Here is a 20028-nt window from a genome sequence, read left to right on the forward strand (position 1 = left end):
TACTTCCTTTTCATTGGTCTTTCATGATTTTGTCATAATATACATCATGAAAAGTGTTACAAACGAAATAAAAATAATGACAAAATGCCCACGATTGTAGCCCATTGATAAATCCACATCATACAAATGTTCATCTCCACCTCGACTATCCATTGCGATTTGAAGTTCATTTGCTGAGCGCATTGATTTAATGAAAAGGCTGACAATAAGCTGTGCAACACTGGAAAACCAGCTTCTATAATTTTGGTAGCCAAGCCTGCTAGATTGTGCAATATATATTTCATTCACCTTTTCCAATAAAACAAAGATGAATCGATACGTAATCCCCATTAATTCTACAAAAACAGTGGGGAGTTTTCCTTTTTTTAATACCCACATAATTTGATAAAGAGGAGTTGATAATACAAGAAAATATAAACAGCTCACACTTGCTAAAATCGTTGAAGCTAGTTCGTATGACTGTTGGAAACTATATGAACTAATATAGATTTGCCATAAACCTATTTCAGCCCTCCAAACCACCCCTAGCTCTTCTTGATTAATAGGTGCAATGGAAAATAAAATGGCAACCAAGCTTGTCATTAAGAATAGAAAAGGAACGAAAAGCAGTTTCAAATAGACTATAAATGGGATTTTCGCCTTGAATAACACCCCTATACTCATTACAGTAAAAGTAAAACCAGCTACCAAATTATTTTTTGAAAGAATAGTAAAAAAGAGGAAAGTTAGCGCAAAGCTGACCTTCTCAATGGGATGAACATCTTTTAATCCGCTGGTATAAGCATAATCATCAATTTTTATCATAGGATTTACTTCATTCCGCTATTCTTTAGATGAAGAATATTTTTTTCTAGCTTTTCCATATCCTATGACATAGCCGATGATTATGGCTCCGATAGCCGCTTGTAACGAGAATAGTAAACTTTCAATTTCTCCGCTTGGTGGTTCCCATATCGCATGAAACCAGGGCTCATAGTCAGGTGCCACTTCGATAATCGCTTCCTCTGCTTGCCCATCAGCTCCACCAAATTCAGCATTTTTTAAAAAAAGTAAAGGAAAAATGGCTAATAGAATAACGAATAAAAATAATATTCCATTTCTCATGTTAGCGTGCCTCCTTCATCAGCGGTAATTGATTTAACTCTGTCATATTATATTTTTGAAGTACGTTCATCACAATAACCGTAAGTAGGCCTTCGCTAATCGCTAAAGGTACTTGTGTAATACCAAAGATACTAGCAAACTTTACAAATGAAGGCACAAATCCACCTACTTGAGCCGGGAAGGCTAACGCTAATTGAAAAGATGTCACTAAATATGTACCTAAATCCCCTATCATTGCAGCTAAAAAAACTGAAACAGCGAGGGATAAATTCATTTTTCTACCAAACTTGTATATACCATAAGAAAGGAAAGGTCCGACGACAGCCATCGAAAAGGCATTCGCCCCTAACGTAGTTATTCCACCATGTGCTAACAATAGTGATTGAAATAAAAGGACGATTGTTCCTAAAACACTCATCGTCGTTGGACCAAATAAAATGGCCCCCAATCCTACACCCGTTGGATGGGAACAACTACCTGTCACTGAAGGAATTTTCAACGCAGATAAAACGAATGCGAATGCACCAGACAGACCTAGCATAGATTTTAATTCAGGATTTTCTTTTAATTTAATCGTTATCGACCGTATTCCAACGGCAATAAATGGAATGGTAATCGCCCACCAAAAAATAGCCCAACCAAATGGTAGAAAGCCTTCCATTATATGCATAGCATAGGCTGGACGATAAGAGTTCGTCCAAAAATAGCTTGTTAACCCTAACAGTACAACAAATGAAACCCATAATGATCTTTTTCTCATTTTAAATTACCTCCATCGTATGAAATAGTGACCAAACTAAAAAGAGCATTTAAACTTGGTTGGTTTAAATGCTCACAAAAAACAAGGGTATGTTCTGCTTTAAACAGAAAAAAGCATACTTTCGTCTCCGTAAACACCTCCCCTATAGCCCGTAGGTCAATTCGTGTTATCTAAACAGGCAGGTCTCCTGACTTACCATCGATGCTCCTTGCGTCTTCCCACTTTAAAATAAAGCAGTGACATTGTGCAGGTCGCTCCGAATTACAGTGGCGGGTACCGTGTCGGACTTTCACCGAACTTCCCTATTAAGCTATACAATCTTACATGCATAACACCTGTTTAAAATAAGTATATAATTTTCTTTATAATATATTAACACACGCTTCCTGTCTACCGTATATTCTTGAAACCCGCTCAGATTTTCCTACTCAAACCTACCTAAATAATAGGTCATCACTGTAAGTTTTTTAAACTCGATTGAATTCTCTTCACAATCTACTCCTATAAAGAACTTCTTATGAGATGACATAAATTAGGCCTTGTTCCCTTGCCCAATTCTCGCAAGCAGTATGTTCAAGCGTTTTCCTAGAATATCTTTTTTGGATCTTAGTTTAATCGGTATAGATGCTTTTTATCTAGTAAAAGAAGACTAAAATAGACAGTTCCCTATCTAAATTATGACTACTTTTTGACATTTCTATATTATTTAGTGTTTTTATATTTTTTATAAAGTATGATTAAGATGTTCAATCTTACATATTGGGAGGTAACACAATTATGGAACCAACTAGAGATGAAAAAGCGATGCGATTACATGACATGCTTCAGGAAGCATTAAAACCAATGATTGATAAATTAGAAAAAATGGAACAAGAGATGAAAGCATTGCAAGAAAGCCAAGAAGAACTAAAAAAGATATTAGCAGAAAAGACAATTAAATAATCTGAACGTTTTTGACATTGCTACATAGGGACGGTTCGCTCGTAGTATTGGTTTTTTATAGCAAAAGGAGCGCACTGTCCTCAAGATTGTCATTCTGCTTCTTTACCATTTTACAGTTTTTTGGCAAGACAAATAATTCGGTTGGCCTCGTGAAAACCATTTTTTAAATGAAATCTAAGGCTGTCGAGATTTTGTATTTCAACATCACTTCCAAATTCAGTACAGCCTTGTTGCCGTGCCCAATCCTCGCAAGCAGCCAAAAGTTGTTTGGCTATCCCTTTTCTTCTATATGTATCTTCGACAAAAATTCCTTCCAAATAACCTACAGGACTATTTTCCGTACCTTCCACATAATCCGTCCGAAGCTGGCACTGAGCAAAGCCCACGAATGTATCCGCGTCTCTCGATAAAAATACAACTGCCTCTGAATGTTGCATTAATTCCTTATACTCTTGTGTATGTTCATCTGAATCCGCTTCAGGCCATAGCTTTAAGGCAAGCCTGACAATCGTAGTAATTTCTTTATCAGTAGCTCTTACTATTTCCATTAATTTCCCCTCTCTTATATTTTTCTTGAACGACTTTCAGCCAAAATAAACTTTATTATGATGCTGCTCTTTATTTATATGCAACTAATCGCAATCTAATAAGCCAAGCATTAGGAATCGTATAAATAACTAATGATTCCGAGTTACTTATATTTTACTAGTTCATAGTGGTATAAAAATAAGCAGAAGTAGGTTCTTCTGCTTAAATAGTAATTAATTTCCGTTATTTTGTTTGTACCAAATAAATATTCTTACATATTAATCGGTGCCGACTCCTTCCTCATTACTTGCTTTGCTTTCAATTGGTCAAATAATTTCTCGACGGTGCCTACACCGACATTTTCATATTTTGCTAAAATGACGAGTTCCTTTGGTAATTGTCCTACTGTTTCAATCTGGTCTTCTTGAAGCTGTCTAAGGAGATTCGGAATCCCTGCAAATTCTTCAGAAGTAAGAGGCAGCTTTGCTAATTCCTCGGTGACAACAATATAATCAGCTTTGAAAAATAAAAAGAGTTCCCCCGGCCGCTCTAATGTAAGCTGTCTGCGTGTTTTTTCCTCTTTTATAAACAATGCTAATTCTTCAAAAAAGAGTTCATTATTTTTATCACTATATCGCTTCACATGCTGATGTAAGCCTTCAAGATTGTTGGGCAGTTCACTCATAATACGCGCTTGCTGCTCGGCACCAAGTCTAATCAGATAAGTTACAGACTTAGCAAAACGTTGCGGTAAAAGAAAAGCATCTCGCAAAAAGTGGGGAACTTCAAGTGCTTGACCTTTATATATTAGTGTACGAATGGTTGTAAAGCCTGGTGGTTCTTCTTTAATGGAAATATCATAGGATGCAGGTGCTGGCTCATTTCCTCCAGGCTTATTGCCACCTTGTTCGAGTGATTCTTTAAGAAGCTTTTCTAATGTTTTTAATCTTGCTTCAAGTTCTGTTATGTCATAGAATTGCTCATTCCTTGGAGACGGGTCCTGATAAGAAGGGACGGTGAAATCGACCGGACCATACACTTCCACATACCACTTGACGATTTTATACACAGCTTCCCAAGATAAAAGTGCTTCAGAATATCGAAACATACGAATATCATGGGAAGCCTGATTTCCAATTTGACGGACATAATGTAAAGCATCACGGATTTCAACAGTTAAATAACCATTTGAATTAAGCAAATCAATTCGATCTTTCAAATTGGACCAAGGTTCTTCCGCTATCTTTTCTGCTTGAATCACTTGCTGTAAAATATTTTCAACAAAAACCCTTGCATGTGTCAATATCGTTCGCGGACTTGAATAAATACTGTTTTCGAGTTCGCGTGCAACAAATGCAAGCTCCTTTGAAATCGGTTCTAGAAATTGATAGAAATAAGTTGATTTATTCATTTATATTCCTCCTTTTGAAGGATGCAATAGGTTGATGCTAGATGATTAGTTAGAAACTAAATGATTACGCACTATTTAAAAAACGCATGAATCCATGCGTTTTCATTTGAATTTATAATAAGACAATCCTCAATTATTGTTCCTTTGTCATCCCCATCTTTTCCATTACCATACTTTGAATCTCTGAAAAGTCAAAGGGAATGATGACGTTTTCGGCTAGTTCCCGTTTACTTTCTAACAGCACATGCATGAGTTCTTCTACCGTTCCCTGTGGGAAGTTATGCTTGTCTCTAGTAATCAAATGGTAGACGGAAACATCTTTTGTTTGCCCAATGCGATACGCTCGGTCTGTTGCTTGATTTTCCACAGCAGGATTCCACCATCTTGTATAATGAATAACATGATTAGCGCTGGTAATGGTCAACCCAACTCCCGCAGCTTTTGGAGATAATAACATGATTCCGAATCCAGGCTCACTATTAAATTGTTTAACAACCCATTGCCTATTCTTTGTATTGCCGTCAATAACAGGTACGGATATTCCATACATGCTCATAAATAATCTTTTCAAGATGGAATGAAGACCTCGAAACTCGGTAAAGATTAACACTTTTTCATTTTTAGCTTTAATATCATTAACCAATTCAATTAAAGCCTGAACTTTAGGAATATCTTTATAGGAAAGATTTTCATAGTCTTTGATCAAAACTCCAGGATGTCCGTATAATTGCCTTAACTTTGTCAACATATTTAAAATGGCTATTTGACCGGTTTCCTTCGTTTGCAACATCGTTTGAGAAATTTGTTTTTGAACATCGGCAGCCTCTATATAAAACGGATCGTGAATGTATTTCTTTGGAAGCCTGTCATCTAGTACTTCCGCTTTGGTTCTTCTTAGATAATAGGGTTTAATCTTTTTCAATAAGCCTTCATAATCAACGGTTTCAATATAATTCCTTCTAAATTCTCGCAACGAACCTAAAGCGCCAGGTTGAACAAAGTCCATAATCGACCATAGTTCTTCTAAACTATTTTCAACTGGTGTTCCTGTCATAGCAAGACGAAATTCATATTTCATCGCTCTTAATGCTCGTGAACGTTGACTTGAATGTGATTTCATATTTTGCGCTTCATCACAAATGATTGATTGAAAGTCAATCTTGCCTAGTATCAATTGATCGATTTTTAACGTATCGTAACTTGTTAAAATAATCTCGTATTGGGCAATCTGTTCAGCCGCTTTATGTCTACTCGTGCCTTTATGAACATAGATGCTTTCCTTTAGCGCTGGTGCAAACTTCTGGATCTCATCCAACCAATTTTCAATTAAGGCAATGGGAAGGACAATCAGGGTTGGTTTCAACCTGTTCTTTTCCTTTTCCCTAAGTAAAAACGCAATCACTTGAATCGTTTTTCCAAGACCCATGTCATCAGCAAGCAAGCCGCCTTTTCCCTGCTCCTTAAGATGACAAAGCCATTGATAGCCTTGAAATTGATGGTCAAATAACGTGGCATGCAGTCCATTGGGAACGGGAAATGGCTGGTATTCCTTACTGCCCTTTTCAGCTAATTGGTATTCTAGTTCATTTTCATTATCACGAATATCCAAAGTGAACGTTTTACTTAATCCTGCTTCCTCGTCTTCAGGGAGATCCAATAATGCTTTTCGCATAATCGGGTCTAAGTAAAACCATTCACCAGCATGGTAGACATATTGCTCAGTTGGATGCTGCTCCATTAGGTCTTTTAAAAATTCGGGATTGTACGCTTTTGTCTCATCTGGCCCATTTTCATCGGATCCAAACCAGTTGATTTTTGATTCTTGATTATAAACCGGTCGAATATGTTGAATCGGAATAATGCCTGTTACCCGCTTTGAAAATAACTCCAAATCAATGTGATAATCATGCTCAGGCAAAACAGCAGATGGATTTTCAAAAAATAACGGAACCTCTTCCCCCGTGATATGGCGTTTTGCAGCCAGCTTTGTGATATCTTCACTTATATTCTCAGAACGAACAAAACGATTTCGTTTCATCCCATTTTTAAAACTTGTCACAGGCTGGCTAAGGTTATTAAGAGCATAGGTTTCTTCCTCACTCTCACCTGTTGGGATCACTTCAATATGATCTGGTGCATGGACCTTTATATCCAATTCATAGGATTCAATTACGTTATAGGTTTCATTCTCGAGAAAATTTTCTAACGCTATGCCGGCATCAAGAGCGAGCTGCTGGCATATCCCTATTTTTTGATAGCCTATCAGTTCTTCACGATTGAGGGCTTTTTTTAACTCATACACCTTTGGAGGGAGAAGCAGCAGCTGGTCATCTATTCGATACATGGCACCAAATGCTGTACCCACTCTATCTAAATTACTGCCGTCTTTGGTCATTAATTTTAGTGTTAGTTCTGCTTGATCAGGAGTGGAAGCTAATCGTAATTCTCCTGTAACCTCTGTAGGTTCAACGGGAAGAAGAAGGGAATGTAAGGCAGCACGTCCTTCATCATACTGAAGAAGACCATAATAAGAATCATAAGAAAGAATGCCATTTTCCATATATCCGGAATCCACTAATTCCTCCCAAGAAACATAGGCCATAAAGCCGGGTAATCGGTAAGATTGTTCAATTTGCTCTTTGGAAAGCGGCAAGGAAAGCGTGGTTTCCTTCCGACCATTCTTTTGAACAAATTCAACCTGAATTCCATCATTCGTAGGCGTCGTAATAACCTTCATCTCGATCTGCTTCCTTTTGAAGAACATCTGTTTTTACCTCCCATCCTAAGTGACTTTTCAACCAATGGTCAAAATCAAATTGCCAGCCGCCTCGGTGCGTCAAACGGCCATTTTTATAAACCAAAGCTTGATTCCTAACATCTTCCCTGCTTAAATCCGGTTCTTTTGCCAAAGCTGCTCTTGGTTTCTCTCGATCAGCTAACAGCTTATCCACCTTAGGCTGGAAGTAATGATTAAAGACACTCGTTTCGTACACATATACCGCTCCAGTCGCGAGTACTTCCATAATCACGACATCTTCAAAATAAAGAATCAAGGTCTTCTTTTTATCAATGACTACCGCATCTTCTAATTTCACAATGAATTTTTTCCAATACTGGAAGCGTTCGTGATTTTTGTTGACTTGGTTAAAGAATTCCTTAATCTCTAACGTAAGGGCCCACTTAGCAAAACGTTTCTTTTCTTCCTCCCCCACATGTTTCCAGAGCATTGGTTTTCGTCGATAGATTTTTAATTTTTCATATACCAATAAACCCAGTGGCTTAACGTGATTTAGTTTGCATCTTTGGATAAGGGCTTCAGCCATTTGTTGTTGCTCTGTGGCCGACGAGCTAGCGAAGAACCTTTTAAACAACGCTTTTTCTCGAATATAGAAAGCCTCATCTGCCCTTTTTAATCCTTCCAAGAATACAGCTTTATATGATGGTAGATTTTCCGTTAAAAAAAATGTCTTCAATTCTTCGATAAAGCCTAATTCACTATTCGCGGCTTCCTTTGCAAGAAAAAGAATGGGATCCTCTTCACGAGTGAAAGCTTGCCACTTTTCTGCTTGCTCTTCTTCCATCCTACGGCTAACCTGAACCTCATTAAAGTGGTAGGCCTTCTTCACTAAAGGCCATAAATGGTCATGATCTAAGGTTTGATAAAGTACATCTACCACTACACGAAAATACCGATGATCGTTTTGAACCTGATGATGAATAAAATGAAGCAGCTTTGCTTTTTGCTGTTCATCTAGATCATTCTTATATAAATAGGGAATGTATCTTTTTAATTTTCTCGTTTTTGATTCAACCCATTGGTCGAATTCTTCCATAGGTAATTGAGTAAATTCATTTTCAAGCTGTTCAAGCTTTCCTACATAGTCTGTCGTTACATGAGTGTCTTTGAAGGTGAGTTTTTGCTGCTTATTCTCTTTTAACCAGGATTCTAAGCTAAACATATGAAACTCATATTTCATTGATTCACCAACTTATCAATGGCTTGAATCGCTTCATCATCTTTTAAACGAAACAGAAATTCGACTCTTCTTGATAATTCAGGACTGTAGTGTCCATCCTTATCCTCTAAAGGACTGGTAGGCCCTCGACCATTCGCAGTGACATATTCCTTTGAAAGCTCACGAACGTGAAAATTCGGCATTTCCTGATTATAGATATAGTCAAGTACAGAGTAAGCCCTCTCCTGTGATAGCTTCATATTATACAAGTACGTCCCACTATTATCGGTATGACCTTCAATAATAATCGAAGAGATTTCATCTTTAAAGCGATCCTGCAGGAGGATATCTAGATATTGTGGAACAAATTGTTTTAAGAAATCCTTCCCCACCGGAGATAAGGCGGTGGAATCATATTCGTACAGGACACTTCCAGGAAAACGGATGGCACCTGTTTGCTGGTCAATGTCGATAGAAACATCAGACTCGGAAAAAGCTTCGGTTAGCGCCTTAATGATTTCACTCTTCACACTGACGACTTCCTCAATTTTCTCTTCTTGCTGCTCTTGTAATTCGCGAATATCCAAGATGACCAATGTTAAAAGAAGAGCAAACACCATTAACATGGCACTCATTAAATCTGCATAGGACTGCCAGTAATTGACTTCCGTTTTGTTACGACGTTTCATCCGGATACCACTTCTTTTGGTCTAGTTTTGACAATCACGTCACTTAGTTCTTCCAAGCCATCAAGTAAATCACCTTGTACATCGCTAAATTGATTCACGAGATTGCTAACTTCTGAGACAGCTTTCGTAAGAGTCCGATCCACATGTTCAAAGGTTTTGCTTAAGCCATGATCAATATTTTCACCAAAGTCCTTAACGGAAGAATCCAACGTTTCTCTCGTGGCAACGAAATGATCCTTTGTTGTATTCCAATGAGATTGCAGCGCTTGAATCTGGTTTGTTATTTCATTTACAAATCCCCCAGTTGAAACAATGGCCTCCTGAATGACTGTATTTGTATCTTTCCTCATATGGACTAATTCTGGCAATAAGTCTGCTTGCATTTGTTGTGCATTTTCTAATTGTGTTCTTAACACATCAATATGGCCAACGACTTCTCTTAGCTCAGGTGCCACTGGGACTAAATTCGAAACAGCCTCTTTCACGCTTTGAAGGAGGTTATCTGATTCATGTAATGAATGTTCTTGTGTCGCTAAGGCTTGTTTAAAGCTATCTGTCATGTCTTTATACGTTTCAGTCATCGTTTTGGATACAGTTGTTACTTGATCAATTAACTCTACATGCTTTCTTTCAATTTTTTCATTAAACTCTTTAAAACCGTTGGTCAGATTATCGTATTTATGGGCTAATTGATTGCTGCTTTTTGCTATATCATGTTGCACTGGAAGCAGCTGATTTTGAATATTTTGGGCTTCGTTTAATTTATCTGAAAGTGTATCGATGTGATTAATAATATTGCTTAGCTGCGGTGTTACGGTCACAATCGAATCGACTATGGTTTGAGCATTTGTTAATAATTGATTCGAATCAACCAATGCTTGTTTTTGAACCTCTAATGAATCCTTAAATCCAGAAGAAATTCCTTGATAATTCGTCGACATTTCGGTTGAGATGGTGATTAGTTTTGTAAGCAGCTCTTCGTGCTTCGATTCCGCTTTATCGTTAAACTCGCTAAACCCTTGCGTTACTTTTTCATATTTCTCAGCAAGCAGCTGATTGCTTTTCAACACATCCTGCTGTACTGGCAACTGTTCACGTGTTAAGTTTTGAACTGCTTGAATTTGTTCACTTAAGTTCGTCATATATGAAGAGGCCTGTTGATAGCTTCCGCCCATCATTTCTAACTCTTGTGAGAGCTTATCAAAACGTGAGAACATTCTTTCTGTTTTTTCACTTGTCTCATTTTGCTGTTGATGCATGATGGAGAAACTGTCTACCACTTGATTAATGGTTCCCATCATATTTTGCTGCATCGTCTGTGTATCATTGATTAATTGACTAAATTGGGTAATCGATGCTTCTGTACCGCCTGTAATTTGGTCTACGAGACGATCCGTCATATCGACACTATTTTTTTGTGTCAATTCAATTTGCGATTCCAATAATCTCGATTGTGATTCCATCCCATGATTTAAATTCTCAAATTGATGGCTCAATTGCTGGAACGCACCTTGAACCTGTGTTTGCGATTGTTGAATTTGCGCGACCATCGGCTGCATCGCTTTTTCCATCGCATCGGTTAATAATGTTTTTAAATGGTCTGCTTGATTTCTAGAGATTTTCTCCAGGCGGTTCAAAAAGAGTTCCTCATCTTCTGTACTTAATAGATAATCCAATTTTTCCGCATGCCAATCAATTTGACTCTCAAGCTGATGACCGAGGTATCGATCGAAAAATGTCCATACTAAAGAAAGAAAGACACCAAATACAGAAGTGTAAAAGGCTACTTTCATTCCATCTAAAAGAGACCCAATCCCTGTGCGTAATGATTCCGTATCTCCTACGTTCAAATTAGATAGACCTGCTGAAAGTCCAATAAAGGTTCCAAGAACACCAATACTAACAAATAAACCGGCTCCCATATCCATCCACGGACGAAAGCCCATTTGGTGGAATAGAACATCCTCGCTAAAAAATGAATCAATGTTGATCTTTTCCTCTTCGTCTTTCGTCTTGACCCGATTATAGTAACGCTCCCATAGCTTTTTATATCTTGACCCTTTAATATCCTTAAAAATGGTATTTATTTGTTTGTCGACCCCATCGCTGCCTGTTAAAGAATCAATGGCAGTCTTCACTTTATTCATTGTCCGAATTTCCCTCGAAATAAAGAGAGAGAAAACAACAGCCAACCCTAAAAACACGGCAAACTGAATTAAAAGATAAATATTTGTAAAACGATTTGTCCCCATGTCTTGAATCGTTGTAAAAATACTTTCAAATAAAGGATACAATCTAGAACCACCCTTTTAATTTATGTCATTTATTATATGTCCGTTATATTTTATAGTTAAAAAGAACTGGTTCTATGGTAACACAAATGAAATATCTAACATATATATCGTGATGGATTTTTATTTCCAGTTGTGGAAAAACTAGGACGGTTCATTTTCTAGCACCAATCCCTCTTTCATGCATAGGTTGGTAAAGGTGATCTATAAAATGAAGATTATGAAGACATTGTATCATTTCAGAAAAATTATCTCTTATTGTAGGACTAGTATGGAGAAGCATTATTTTCATCGTACGTTAGGAAAAAAATTTAAGAGACATAGCCCTAAGCTAAAAGAGACAAAGACAGTATATTCATTTGCAGGCAATAAATATAGCAAAAAGCGACATGCCATGCATATAAACATTGTCAATGAGTTCATGAAGCAAGCTTCTTCACCTAAAAATGGTGAAAAACCAATCGTCGTTCTAATTGGTGGTGGAACAGCTTCAGGGAAGACGACAATAAGGCAAACCGTTATCAAGAAAAAGCTGATTGAAAGAAGCATATGCACCGTAACCGTGGATCCTGATGAAATAAAAGATTATATTCCTGAATATGAATTATTGAAAAAGAAACATCCGAATGATGCTGCTCGTCTTGTCCATAAAGAATCTCTTGATATTAGCGAGTTGTTAGTGAAGAGGCTCATTCGTCATCGAAAACACTTCATGCATGAAGGAACGATGGCAAGAACACAAAAATACAAAAAACTCATTAAAAAATTTAAAAAGGCCGGGTATGAAATTCATGCCTACATAGTGGATATTCCGCTTGAATTAGCCAAACAACGGGTGGCTGAAAGGGCCAAAATTTCCGGGAGAGAGATACCGCCACACATTATCGAAAACACTCATAAGCTAGTGCCTCATACTGTTGAAGTCATTAAAAATCGGGTCGATAGATATTATGTGTATGATAATCGAAATGGATTGGTACTGATTGCTTCTAACGATTACATCGAACCCGGGTTATATGATGAATTTTTAAAAAAAGGGGAATGAAGGTAAGAAAAACCTCAAATAAATTCACATTATAGCAGTTACACTTATATACAATCACCTCCCCTTCCCCGTTATATACCTTTCATATTCCTTGTGCCACAACTTATGGGTTCCATATAAAATAGAAAAGGCCCAATAAGCCGGTGGCTCATGCATGAGGGTCGAATCGAATTGCAAGGCTACCGAAGAGGATTGAAGGATTTTTCCTGCTTGTTGGTAGGTTAAGTTCCCAATTTTCATTAATTCATCACGTATTTCTAGCAAAAATAGGTTCTCGTTATTACGTGCATTTTTCAAGCTTCTTACATGGTTATACAGTTGCTTAATCTTAGATTTTTTAGAGGTCTCTTCTTCAGATTTGAGGACAACTACCTGTAATTTTAATAAGCATCTTGTGGCCTTTGGAGTGTTTAAAGATAGTTGGTCTTTTGTATCGGAAGCCTTCACTTCATTAGGGTTGGTTAAATGCCCTCCCCCGACCGGTCCATACACATATTCATAATGATGCTGTTTTCCTTTACGGCAATCTTGAACAAAGCTCTTCCACGATTGTTGATAATCTGGCCAATCCGTTTCATGTGGTAAAGGAAATGCTTTCCCCTTTAATTGGCGTAACTGCTTTAAATTAAGGGCATATGCTATATAAGCAGGAACCTTTGTGTCTGGATGATTAAAATACTGGACTTTACTGATGCCCAATTGGTTCAATATTTCAGGAGATATCTGTGGATATGCAGCTCTAATTCGTGCCCATTTTTTTGCTTGAACAAGATTAAACGTAACGTAAAAACCTTTTCCGAAATCGGTAAGCTGCCTTTGTACATCCAACCTTATCCCCTTATATTGGATGATATTTGCATGAAATAAATTAGTTGCATGATAAACCATGCATGTATCTTTATCAGGAATCATAAAAACGGTTCCTCTCTTAATTAGAATGATAAATTAGAATCACTCTATATTTATGAGAGAAAGCACACTCGTATGTTTTATTAAAAACAGGCAAGCATGTCGGGTCTTCACTGTGACAAGTTGTTATCAAAATTTAAATATAAAAAGCCTCATTTCTTGATATTGTAATTGAGAAATGAGGCTTATTTTAAAAATTATTAAAATAAAGAGTTGAAAGAGTTAAAAATGCATGGCCTAAACTACTGTCCGGAAACATTTTATAATTTTCAACTAGTTCATCTTTCGTATGAAAAATATCAAATTCCTCATAGTAATCCAAGAATTTTTCTTCAAACTTTTCTTTGCCTTTCTTCCACCAACAAGGTAATCCACTTCTTTTATCAAACTCCATCATACTTTCTGCATGCATATTAAAATCTCCAAAGTAAATATCATTTGGAGCTGGACTATTTATAAATTCCTCAGTTGGATCCCCTTTATTATTAACAACTGGCAGTAAATAAGATAGGTCTTTTTCTTCTTCATAATATTGTGCAAAATGATATACCTTTAATATTAAGTCTAAAACGCAAGGTCACTCATAATAAATTTGACTTATATCATACTCTCACCAATTTTTTATAGGTATTATTCCTTTATGCTTTAAATAGGATTTAGGATTATTATACGTCCTCAATACTATAACTACCGTTGTCATAACCAAAGGTTTTATTTTTCAATATGATATTTTCAATCCATGCAAACCCTTTGGTAGTCATAAAGAAATAATTATATTTGTCTTACCGAACGGTTCTATCTATATAAAATATTCGCACACTCTGTGAAACAATATTTTTCGAGTGGTCACTGTGATAAGTCCTTCATTTTTAAAATCTCACTAAGTTCTCAGAATTAAAGGTATACTCTAAGAGATATACGCGAAGTTTTGATCATATTCATGAAAGGTATTTTTTCCTTTATAAGGAACGATGCAAGCTTTTTTATTTACATAATAGGGCTTTATTCCATTCCACACCCTCAGAATTCTCCAATTTAATGTTAAAAAAGAGTCCCAGATATAGACAAATTTCGGTTGTTGTCTATATCTGGGACTGTTATCTTTTCTTTGACATTACTAAAGGGAATTTCCAACAGATGTCATATTTTTACTCCATGATTGCCATAAAATTCACCACTTGCTTCCACCCATTTACCAAGTGATGAATCATAGTATTTCTATGATATTCTTCTGCTCCATTCATCTTATTCCCTTGTCCATTCTTGACCAGCTTCATAGATTCTCCACCCCAACTAGGAGATTTTCTTGTTTGTACTCCAGCTAATTCATTTGAAAATAGGCCTTTTCTGCTTCCATATACTGTTTGGTATATTGATTAAATTTTTGGATAGTCTCTCCCATGTCTTGGGTGCGTTGATTAATTTCTGTAATCTGTTCATTAAGACTTTCTAGGTTTATGTTTTCCTCTTTAAACTGTTGATAAAATGTATTTTGTATTTTTAAGTTTTCAAGGTAGTTTTCAAAAAAGCTATCTATCAATTTCTTTCGTTCCTTCATAACCGTTAGCAGCTTTGTTGCTTGATTCTTTTGATCATCATGTTTAATCTTTTTGATATGTTTCTCAATCTTTGACGACGTTTGATAAGCCTTTTGGAAGTTTTCCTTTGCTTCCTCTACTTCCTGTTGTTGTTTTTTCGTGTATGTAAAGCCTTCTTCAATGATTTGGTTAATCTTGTCTTTATCATTGATGTCAAGATTAATCAAATCATTATATAATAACTGCGCATTTTTTCTCATTTCATTTAGTTCTGTCTGATTTGCAGCGAAATCCTTTTCATACTCTACAGCTTTCTCTAACGTTTTTTGGATGTTAGCTGCCTGTTTTTGATCAGACTGACATCCATTAAGAATAACTATCATACTGATAATAATCGCAAATGCTATTAGTAACTGCTTCTTCAAACATCTTTACCCCCTGCTGCTAAAATGGAATTAGTTAACAGAACGACATTGCCCATCACAGGAAAAGGTCAATGGCGGCATATCGTCAGTCAGTATTTTCGTTTCATAGCCTTGTTCCTTTATATAGGAAAGTAGTTTGGGCAAGTGTTTGACTGTTTCTTTTGTGTCATGTAGCAGGACCACTGGGGTTATCCCTGATTCTTCTATTTTTTGTATTCCTTGGATTGTATGTTGGACATATTGTGAATCACTGAACTTCCAGTCGAAGCTATCTACATTCCAATCCCAAACCTTAAAGTCATTTTGGTCTAGTACATAACGCATACCTTCTGTTAAATAAGGGAAACTTCCATAAGGAAGACGAACAAGTTCAGAACGTACTCCCGTTATATCTTCTAGTATCTCCTGCGTTTCTATCATTTCTTCTGATGGAGCAGAGTGGCTGTTATAAATTTTCTTTACATCATGCGTCATACCATGCAGTCCTAGTGCAGAGCCTTCCTTTTCCATACGTTTCACAACTTCTGGATATTCTTGTATTTTTGGACCAATCATGAAAAATGTTGCTTTCATCTGATAATCATTTAAGATGTCCAATAATTCGTCTGAAACATTGGTTGGCCCATCATCAAATGTAAGATAGATGGCATGATTCTGTTGATCCAGCTTATTTTGCTTAGCGGTTTCTTTCTTTCTAGCCTCTTCTCTTTTTTCCGCTTCCTTTTCCACGATTGATTGGCTTAATGTTGAATCTGAAAAAGCCGCTACGGGCTCTGTGGAAAATGATATCATTTCTATCGTGTTCTCAATGTTAGTAGCATTTCCCTTTTCTGCCTTCATTTCCTTATTGCCAACCAGTCCAGATAACAGGACTATGATAATGGTTAAAAGTATGGAAACGGCAATTTTTCCCCTCCTGTTTAGTCTCCTGCGCCTACGCACGTTCTATCCCCCCATTAGTTTTTTATCTATCTACAAATAGAATGATATATCTACAAATTTCGCAATAAAGATATCATTATACTATTTTGTCAGCTAGGTCTGATTCTTCCTATTGAAACACTGTATATTTTATAACAGTACTTTTATTTTGGTATATATTCAAACATTATCATTATGACAAACTATTGATTTAAGTTCAAATAAGATGATTACTAAATTTTGGAATACTTTATTGTCAATGTAAGTAAAGGGTAGATTTAAAAAAAACGAGTGCTGTTCCTTCGTAAAAGAAAGTACTCGTTTGTGTAGGTATCCTTTTCACATTCTGTATCGTTTGCATTTACTTTTATTCGCTTTTGTTACTCGATGATTCATAAACTAATTTTCTATAAAATTCAGCAGTCCTTAGAACCATTGCATAGATGGTAAGTAAAACAGGTATCTCTTTTACTTTTAGCATTCGTTTTTTCAACAACGTTATATCTATAACAAACATGAGAATAAGAACTTGACATTGGGAAACATAGCTTCTTTCCTTCATCTTCCATGCAGAAAATAAAGAAATGAAAAGTCCCACTAATGGTGCTAATTTAAAGTGCTCCTTCCACGTCAAAAATGGAGGGAACCCCAATCGGATTTTCCTAAATACTGCAAAAGCGAATATCGTATTCATCCATGTTAGTTGAATTAAATGAAAGAAAGATATAAATAAAATGAAAGGATTTCTTTTATTAAGTTGTTCGTACCACTTATCATTGATAAAAAAGGATAATAAAATCGTAAGAAATGTATACCCTGTTCTCCACCAGTTATTTTTAAATATACCCAAAAATATAAATAGCTTTTCAATTAGAACAAAATATAAACCGAATAACAACTTTATTTTCCATCCTAATTGATAAACGGTAATAAATAAGGCTGTTACTGGAACGTAAAAAAGTTGAGACCAAATAGATCCAAATATTTTATCTAAATTCTTATTTTTAAAGAAATTTGGTTTATAAACATACCCATCTAATAGTGCAACAACAATATACTCAAATGTATAAGCGAAACCAGCGTAATTTAATAATAAAACAGTATGTTTCTTCCTATCTTTACTTTTATACATTGACAAGATTAAAAGTAGGATATGAATCATTCCTAAAATAATAAAAGGGTATTTATGTTGCTGTCGATTCAGTTTCAAAAAATCCACTTCCGTTTTTTTAGATTTATATTAGTCATATCATCTGTCCATACATATATATTTCACTAACCTGCTCTGTTCATGCAAACAAGGACCAATGATGAAAAATGAAAGAGCCTAAAATAGACAAGTGTTTGTGACTTCCTGTCTACTTAGGCTCTTTCATTTAGCTTTTTCTAATCGACTATCTCTGACTGGATCGAAAACCAGCTTGTTCTGCTTCTTCTCGGCTGCAAAAATATTTCTCGCCTTGAGAAGGATCAATTTGTGTTACTTCATAGTATTGCTGACCTGGCATGTGATAAATTTTGTCCCCTCTAGAAGAAATATTGCCTTTAATCTTACAATCCCCTGATGGCAGTACAGCTGATTGATTTTGGTTATTCGTTTCGCTTTGATTTCCTTCAATGATTTCCTTATGAAATCCGTCTTCCTGGGCGTAATTCTCCACACTCCAAATCCCAATCCCCTTTTCTTGAGCTTCTTTCTGTATCGCATAATATTGGTCTACATATTTGGTGTTTGGTACATAGACATACGCTACTCTTGCTAAGCCATTTCGCAGTAATTCTTCCTGTACGCTCTTTCCATCAATATATAGGTAATACAGCAGCCGGCCATACTTATCCCGGTCACTGACATCTTTTTCAAGTTGAACCGTCTTTCCTTCTAACATTTTCTTCGTAAAAGCTTTCGCTTCTTGTCCAAAGGGTTGTTCACCAAGGCGAGGATGGTTGGTTTCAGGGGTGTCTACTAGTAAAAAACGGACCGCTTCGACTTGGTCATTTATTCTTACCTTAATCGTATCACCATCAGTGACAGATACTACTTCTGCATCAAATGTATGAATATCGGAAGGCTGTTCTGTTTCTGTCATTATTTCTTCTTCTTTAATAGGTTCCTTAGCGGTTCTATCTGGTACGGATTCCTCTTGTGGTTCCATTTCCGTATTTGTTTCTTCTTTTTTCACGACATTTAAGTCTTCACTTCCATTTCCGCATCCAAACAATACTATTGTGGAGAGCAAAAGGGACATTATGAATCTAATATTTTTCAATCTTTCTCACTCCTTTGTTTCTCATTCATAGTACCATTATGCTATTTATAAAAAAAGCACTTTTAAAATAGTTTGAATAGTAGTTATGTTGATAAACTAGTGAGCAAAAAATCAATAATGCCCTTTGTTTTTTTCAAAGGTTTGTCAATTTTACAGGCAATCTAGGAGAGAGTGAATTAAATTGTTCATTCTTGAGTGTTTTTACTCTATCTGTCATCCTCTCCTCTTATCGTCGTTCTATTTTATAATCTAATAGACCACTATAAATTTCAGATTAAAATATTCCCTAACTACTTTTCCGAAAATTTTGATTATTGTGTAATTAGCACGTTGTGTAGTATTAAAAAACTGATTTCAAATTTGAAATCAGTTTTTTAATTATTTTAGACGAGTGGTTTAATGCAGTTCTATATAATTGATATAAAGCCTTGTCTTCTGATATTAAAAGGCGACTTTCAATCGGTTTGTTAAAATATCTGTGAATTTTCTCTTTAAGAAATCATTTTGATAGATGTCATTTGAAGCTAATTGCAGAAATTCATTTTTCGTCAAGCCAATATCATCTTCTAATGATTCAATCCCTAAGTCTTCTTCATAAGTCTTTACAATAAAGTCAGCTGCTTCCTTTGGTGAACGGAAGATATGAAAGGTCAAGGACACCCCAATGGACTCTTCCCAATTCTCATTAAAACCAGTTGTCCATTGCTTCAGCTCCTCAAGGCATGCAGCATCATCTTTCTCCCATAGTTCCTCTAAATTATAATAAAAATGTTCCATTTTCGTAATAAGATCCATCTTTTCTGGGTACTTTTCTTTATATTCATCTAGAACATCATCTAAATCCTCTTGGAAGTAGTACAGATACTCAGTTTCCTGTTGAATGAGGCCGATAAATGCAGTCGGCAAATAGATAAACTTTAAAAAGCCAATCACACTCTTTACATTAGGATAAACAGCCCAAGCCACTTCTGCCTGATTACTATAAGAATTTAAAATAACGGGACTGATAATAACGGAATCCCGACTAATTGGTTGATTCTCAAATAATCCGCTCCAAAATGTTTCATTCTGACTAATTTTTGTTCTCCAATAATCAAAAATGGAGTATTTACTCTGTTTCATAATTCCTCCAATAAAATTTCATATAATCGTACATAGTTTAGCCAATTATTTAAAATACCATTAATTTTATCCCCCTAATTGGCCCTTATCGAACGAACTGTAATTATGTCATTTTTTATA

General features: G+C 36.0%; 19 protein-coding genes and 1 riboswitch. Of the genes, 2 read left to right on the forward strand and 17 right to left on the reverse strand.

All coding sequences use genetic code 11. The features are described 5' to 3' along the window. Positions 1-21: 21 nt before the first annotated feature. The 3 genes from cbiQ to F4V44_RS12185 are packed head-to-tail and all read right to left on the reverse strand — an operon-like array spanning position 22 to position 1864. The gene (gene cbiQ / locus F4V44_RS12175; protein ID WP_150440288.1) at positions 22-804 is read right to left on the reverse strand and encodes a cobalt ECF transporter T component CbiQ; all 783 of its coding nucleotides are present in this window, start codon (positions 802-804) and stop codon (positions 22-24) included. Positions 805-822: 18 nt separating this feature from the next. Then, positions 823-1104, reverse strand: a complete 282-nt coding sequence (locus tag F4V44_RS12180) for an energy-coupling factor ABC transporter substrate-binding protein (RefSeq protein ID WP_150440289.1) — start codon at positions 1102-1104, stop codon at positions 823-825. 1 nt (position 1105) lies between these two features. Beyond that, complete coding sequence (locus F4V44_RS12185; protein WP_150440290.1) at positions 1106-1864, reverse strand: energy-coupling factor ABC transporter permease; 759 nt, start codon at positions 1862-1864, stop codon at positions 1106-1108. Positions 1865-2024: 160 nt separating this feature from the next. Then, positions 2025-2218: riboswitch (cobalamin riboswitch) on the reverse strand. A 423-nt stretch (positions 2219-2641) separates the two neighbouring features. Here F4V44_RS12185 and F4V44_RS27345 point away from each other — a divergent pair. Beyond that, complete coding sequence (locus F4V44_RS27345; RefSeq protein ID WP_191090648.1) at positions 2642-2806, forward strand: hypothetical protein; 165 nt, start codon at positions 2642-2644, stop codon at positions 2804-2806. 110 nt (positions 2807-2916) lie between these two features. Here the strand turns inward: F4V44_RS27345 and aac(6') are convergent, their stop codons facing one another. The 6 genes from aac(6') to F4V44_RS12215 form a co-directional block, all read right to left on the reverse strand. Next, positions 2917-3354 carry an aminoglycoside 6'-N-acetyltransferase gene (gene aac(6') / locus F4V44_RS12190; RefSeq protein ID WP_150440291.1) on the reverse strand — a complete coding sequence of 146 codons (438 nt, stop codon included), beginning with the start codon at positions 3352-3354 and terminating at the stop codon, positions 2917-2919. A gap of 251 nt (positions 3355-3605) precedes the next feature. After that, positions 3606-4745: a DUF4145 domain-containing protein gene (locus F4V44_RS12195; RefSeq protein WP_150440292.1), complete on the reverse strand. Its 1140-nt coding sequence runs from the start codon at positions 4743-4745 to the stop codon at positions 3606-3608. A 133-nt stretch (positions 4746-4878) separates the two neighbouring features. Next, positions 4879-7482 (reverse strand): DEAD/DEAH box helicase, encoded by a 2604-nt coding sequence (locus F4V44_RS12200; RefSeq protein WP_223881872.1) that lies wholly within the window; start codon positions 7480-7482, stop codon positions 4879-4881. After that, on the reverse strand, positions 7454-8704 hold the full coding sequence (locus F4V44_RS12205; RefSeq protein ID WP_223881873.1) for a hypothetical protein: 1251 nt from the start codon (positions 8702-8704) through the stop codon (positions 7454-7456). The genes F4V44_RS12200 and F4V44_RS12205 overlap by 29 nt, the downstream gene beginning before the upstream one ends. Positions 8705-8718: 14 nt before the next feature. After that, on the reverse strand, positions 8719-9390 hold the full coding sequence (locus F4V44_RS12210) for an OmpA/MotB family protein (protein WP_150440295.1): 672 nt from the start codon (positions 9388-9390) through the stop codon (positions 8719-8721). Next, positions 9387-11684, reverse strand: coding sequence for a MotA/TolQ/ExbB proton channel family protein (locus F4V44_RS12215; RefSeq protein WP_150440296.1), 2298 nt, complete (start codon positions 11682-11684; stop codon positions 9387-9389). Before F4V44_RS12215 ends, F4V44_RS12210 begins: the two co-directional genes overlap by 4 nt. 208 nt (positions 11685-11892) lie before the next feature. Here F4V44_RS12215 and F4V44_RS12220 point away from each other — a divergent pair, with 208 nt between their 5' ends. Next, entirely contained in the window at positions 11893-12726 is an 834-nt protein-coding gene (locus F4V44_RS12220; RefSeq protein WP_191090649.1) for a zeta toxin family protein, read from the forward strand. Between the two features lie 54 nt (positions 12727-12780). On the opposite strand, the gene F4V44_RS12225 is transcribed toward F4V44_RS12220, so the two are convergent. The 8 genes from F4V44_RS12225 to F4V44_RS12255 form a co-directional block, all read right to left on the reverse strand. Beyond that, positions 12781-13638, reverse strand: a complete 858-nt coding sequence (locus F4V44_RS12225; RefSeq protein WP_150440298.1) for a DUF3990 domain-containing protein — start codon at positions 13636-13638, stop codon at positions 12781-12783. Between the two features lie 187 nt (positions 13639-13825). Continuing rightward, positions 13826-14047: a hypothetical protein gene (locus F4V44_RS12230; protein ID WP_150440299.1), complete on the reverse strand. Its 222-nt coding sequence runs from the start codon at positions 14045-14047 to the stop codon at positions 13826-13828. Between the two features lie 736 nt (positions 14048-14783). Further along, entirely contained in the window at positions 14784-14912 is a 129-nt protein-coding gene (locus F4V44_RS28135) for a hypothetical protein (RefSeq protein WP_263406660.1), read from the reverse strand. Positions 14913-14956: 44 nt separating this feature from the next. After that, a complete protein-coding gene (locus F4V44_RS12235; protein ID WP_150440300.1) occupies positions 14957-15598 on the reverse strand; it encodes a YkyA family protein in 642 nt (213 codons plus the stop codon). A 30-nt stretch (positions 15599-15628) separates the two neighbouring features. Further along, positions 15629-16540 carry a polysaccharide deacetylase family protein gene (locus F4V44_RS12240; RefSeq protein ID WP_150440301.1) on the reverse strand — a complete coding sequence of 304 codons (912 nt, stop codon included), beginning with the start codon at positions 16538-16540 and terminating at the stop codon, positions 15629-15631. Between the two features lie 346 nt (positions 16541-16886). Beyond that, positions 16887-17729 carry a hypothetical protein gene (locus tag F4V44_RS12245; RefSeq protein ID WP_150440302.1) on the reverse strand — a complete coding sequence of 281 codons (843 nt, stop codon included), beginning with the start codon at positions 17727-17729 and terminating at the stop codon, positions 16887-16889. 184 nt (positions 17730-17913) lie between these two features. Further along, positions 17914-18786, reverse strand: a complete 873-nt coding sequence (locus tag F4V44_RS12250) for a thermonuclease family protein (RefSeq protein WP_150440303.1) — start codon at positions 18784-18786, stop codon at positions 17914-17916. 441 nt (positions 18787-19227) lie between these two features. Further along, positions 19228-19908 carry a hypothetical protein gene (locus tag F4V44_RS12255; protein WP_150440304.1) on the reverse strand — a complete coding sequence of 227 codons (681 nt, stop codon included), beginning with the start codon at positions 19906-19908 and terminating at the stop codon, positions 19228-19230. Positions 19909-20028: the final 120 nt, after the last annotated feature.

The sequence above is a fragment of the Niallia endozanthoxylica genome (assembly GCF_008710145.1).
Lineage (GTDB): Bacteria > Bacillota > Bacilli > Bacillales > Cytobacillaceae > Bacillus_BD > Bacillus_BD endozanthoxylica.

Bases quoted from the DNA above. Each gene is read 5' to 3' on its own strand.
- F4V44_RS12195 (WP_150440292.1), bottom strand. From the start codon at position 4,745: ATGAATAAATCAACTTATTTCTATCAATTTCTAGAACCGATTTCAAAG.
- F4V44_RS12220 (WP_191090649.1), top strand. From the start codon at position 11,893: ATGAAGATTATGAAGACATTGTATCATTTCAGAAAAATTATCTCTTAT.
- F4V44_RS27345 (WP_191090648.1), top strand. From the start codon at position 2,642: ATGGAACCAACTAGAGATGAAAAAGCGATGCGATTACATGACATGCTT.
- F4V44_RS12230 (WP_150440299.1), bottom strand. From the start codon at position 14,047: ATGCATGCAGAAAGTATGATGGAGTTTGATAAAAGAAGTGGATTACCT.
- F4V44_RS28135 (WP_263406660.1), bottom strand. From the start codon at position 14,912: ATGAAGCTGGTCAAGAATGGACAAGGGAATAAGATGAATGGAGCAGAA.
- F4V44_RS12255 (WP_150440304.1), bottom strand. From the start codon at position 19,908: ATGAAACAGAGTAAATACTCCATTTTTGATTATTGGAGAACAAAAATT.
- F4V44_RS12200 (WP_223881872.1), bottom strand. From the start codon at position 7,482: ATGAAGGTTATTACGACGCCTACGAATGATGGAATTCAGGTTGAATTT.
- cbiQ (WP_150440288.1), bottom strand. From the start codon at position 804: ATGATAAAAATTGATGATTATGCTTATACCAGCGGATTAAAAGATGTT.
- F4V44_RS12185 (WP_150440290.1), bottom strand. From the start codon at position 1,864: ATGAGAAAAAGATCATTATGGGTTTCATTTGTTGTACTGTTAGGGTTA.
- F4V44_RS12180 (WP_150440289.1), bottom strand. From the start codon at position 1,104: ATGAGAAATGGAATATTATTTTTATTCGTTATTCTATTAGCCATTTTT.
- F4V44_RS12205 (WP_223881873.1), bottom strand. From the start codon at position 8,704: ATGTTTAGCTTAGAATCCTGGTTAAAAGAGAATAAGCAGCAAAAACTC.
- F4V44_RS12225 (WP_150440298.1), bottom strand. From the start codon at position 13,638: ATGATTCCTGATAAAGATACATGCATGGTTTATCATGCAACTAATTTA.
- F4V44_RS12210 (WP_150440295.1), bottom strand. From the start codon at position 9,390: ATGAAACGTCGTAACAAAACGGAAGTCAATTACTGGCAGTCCTATGCA.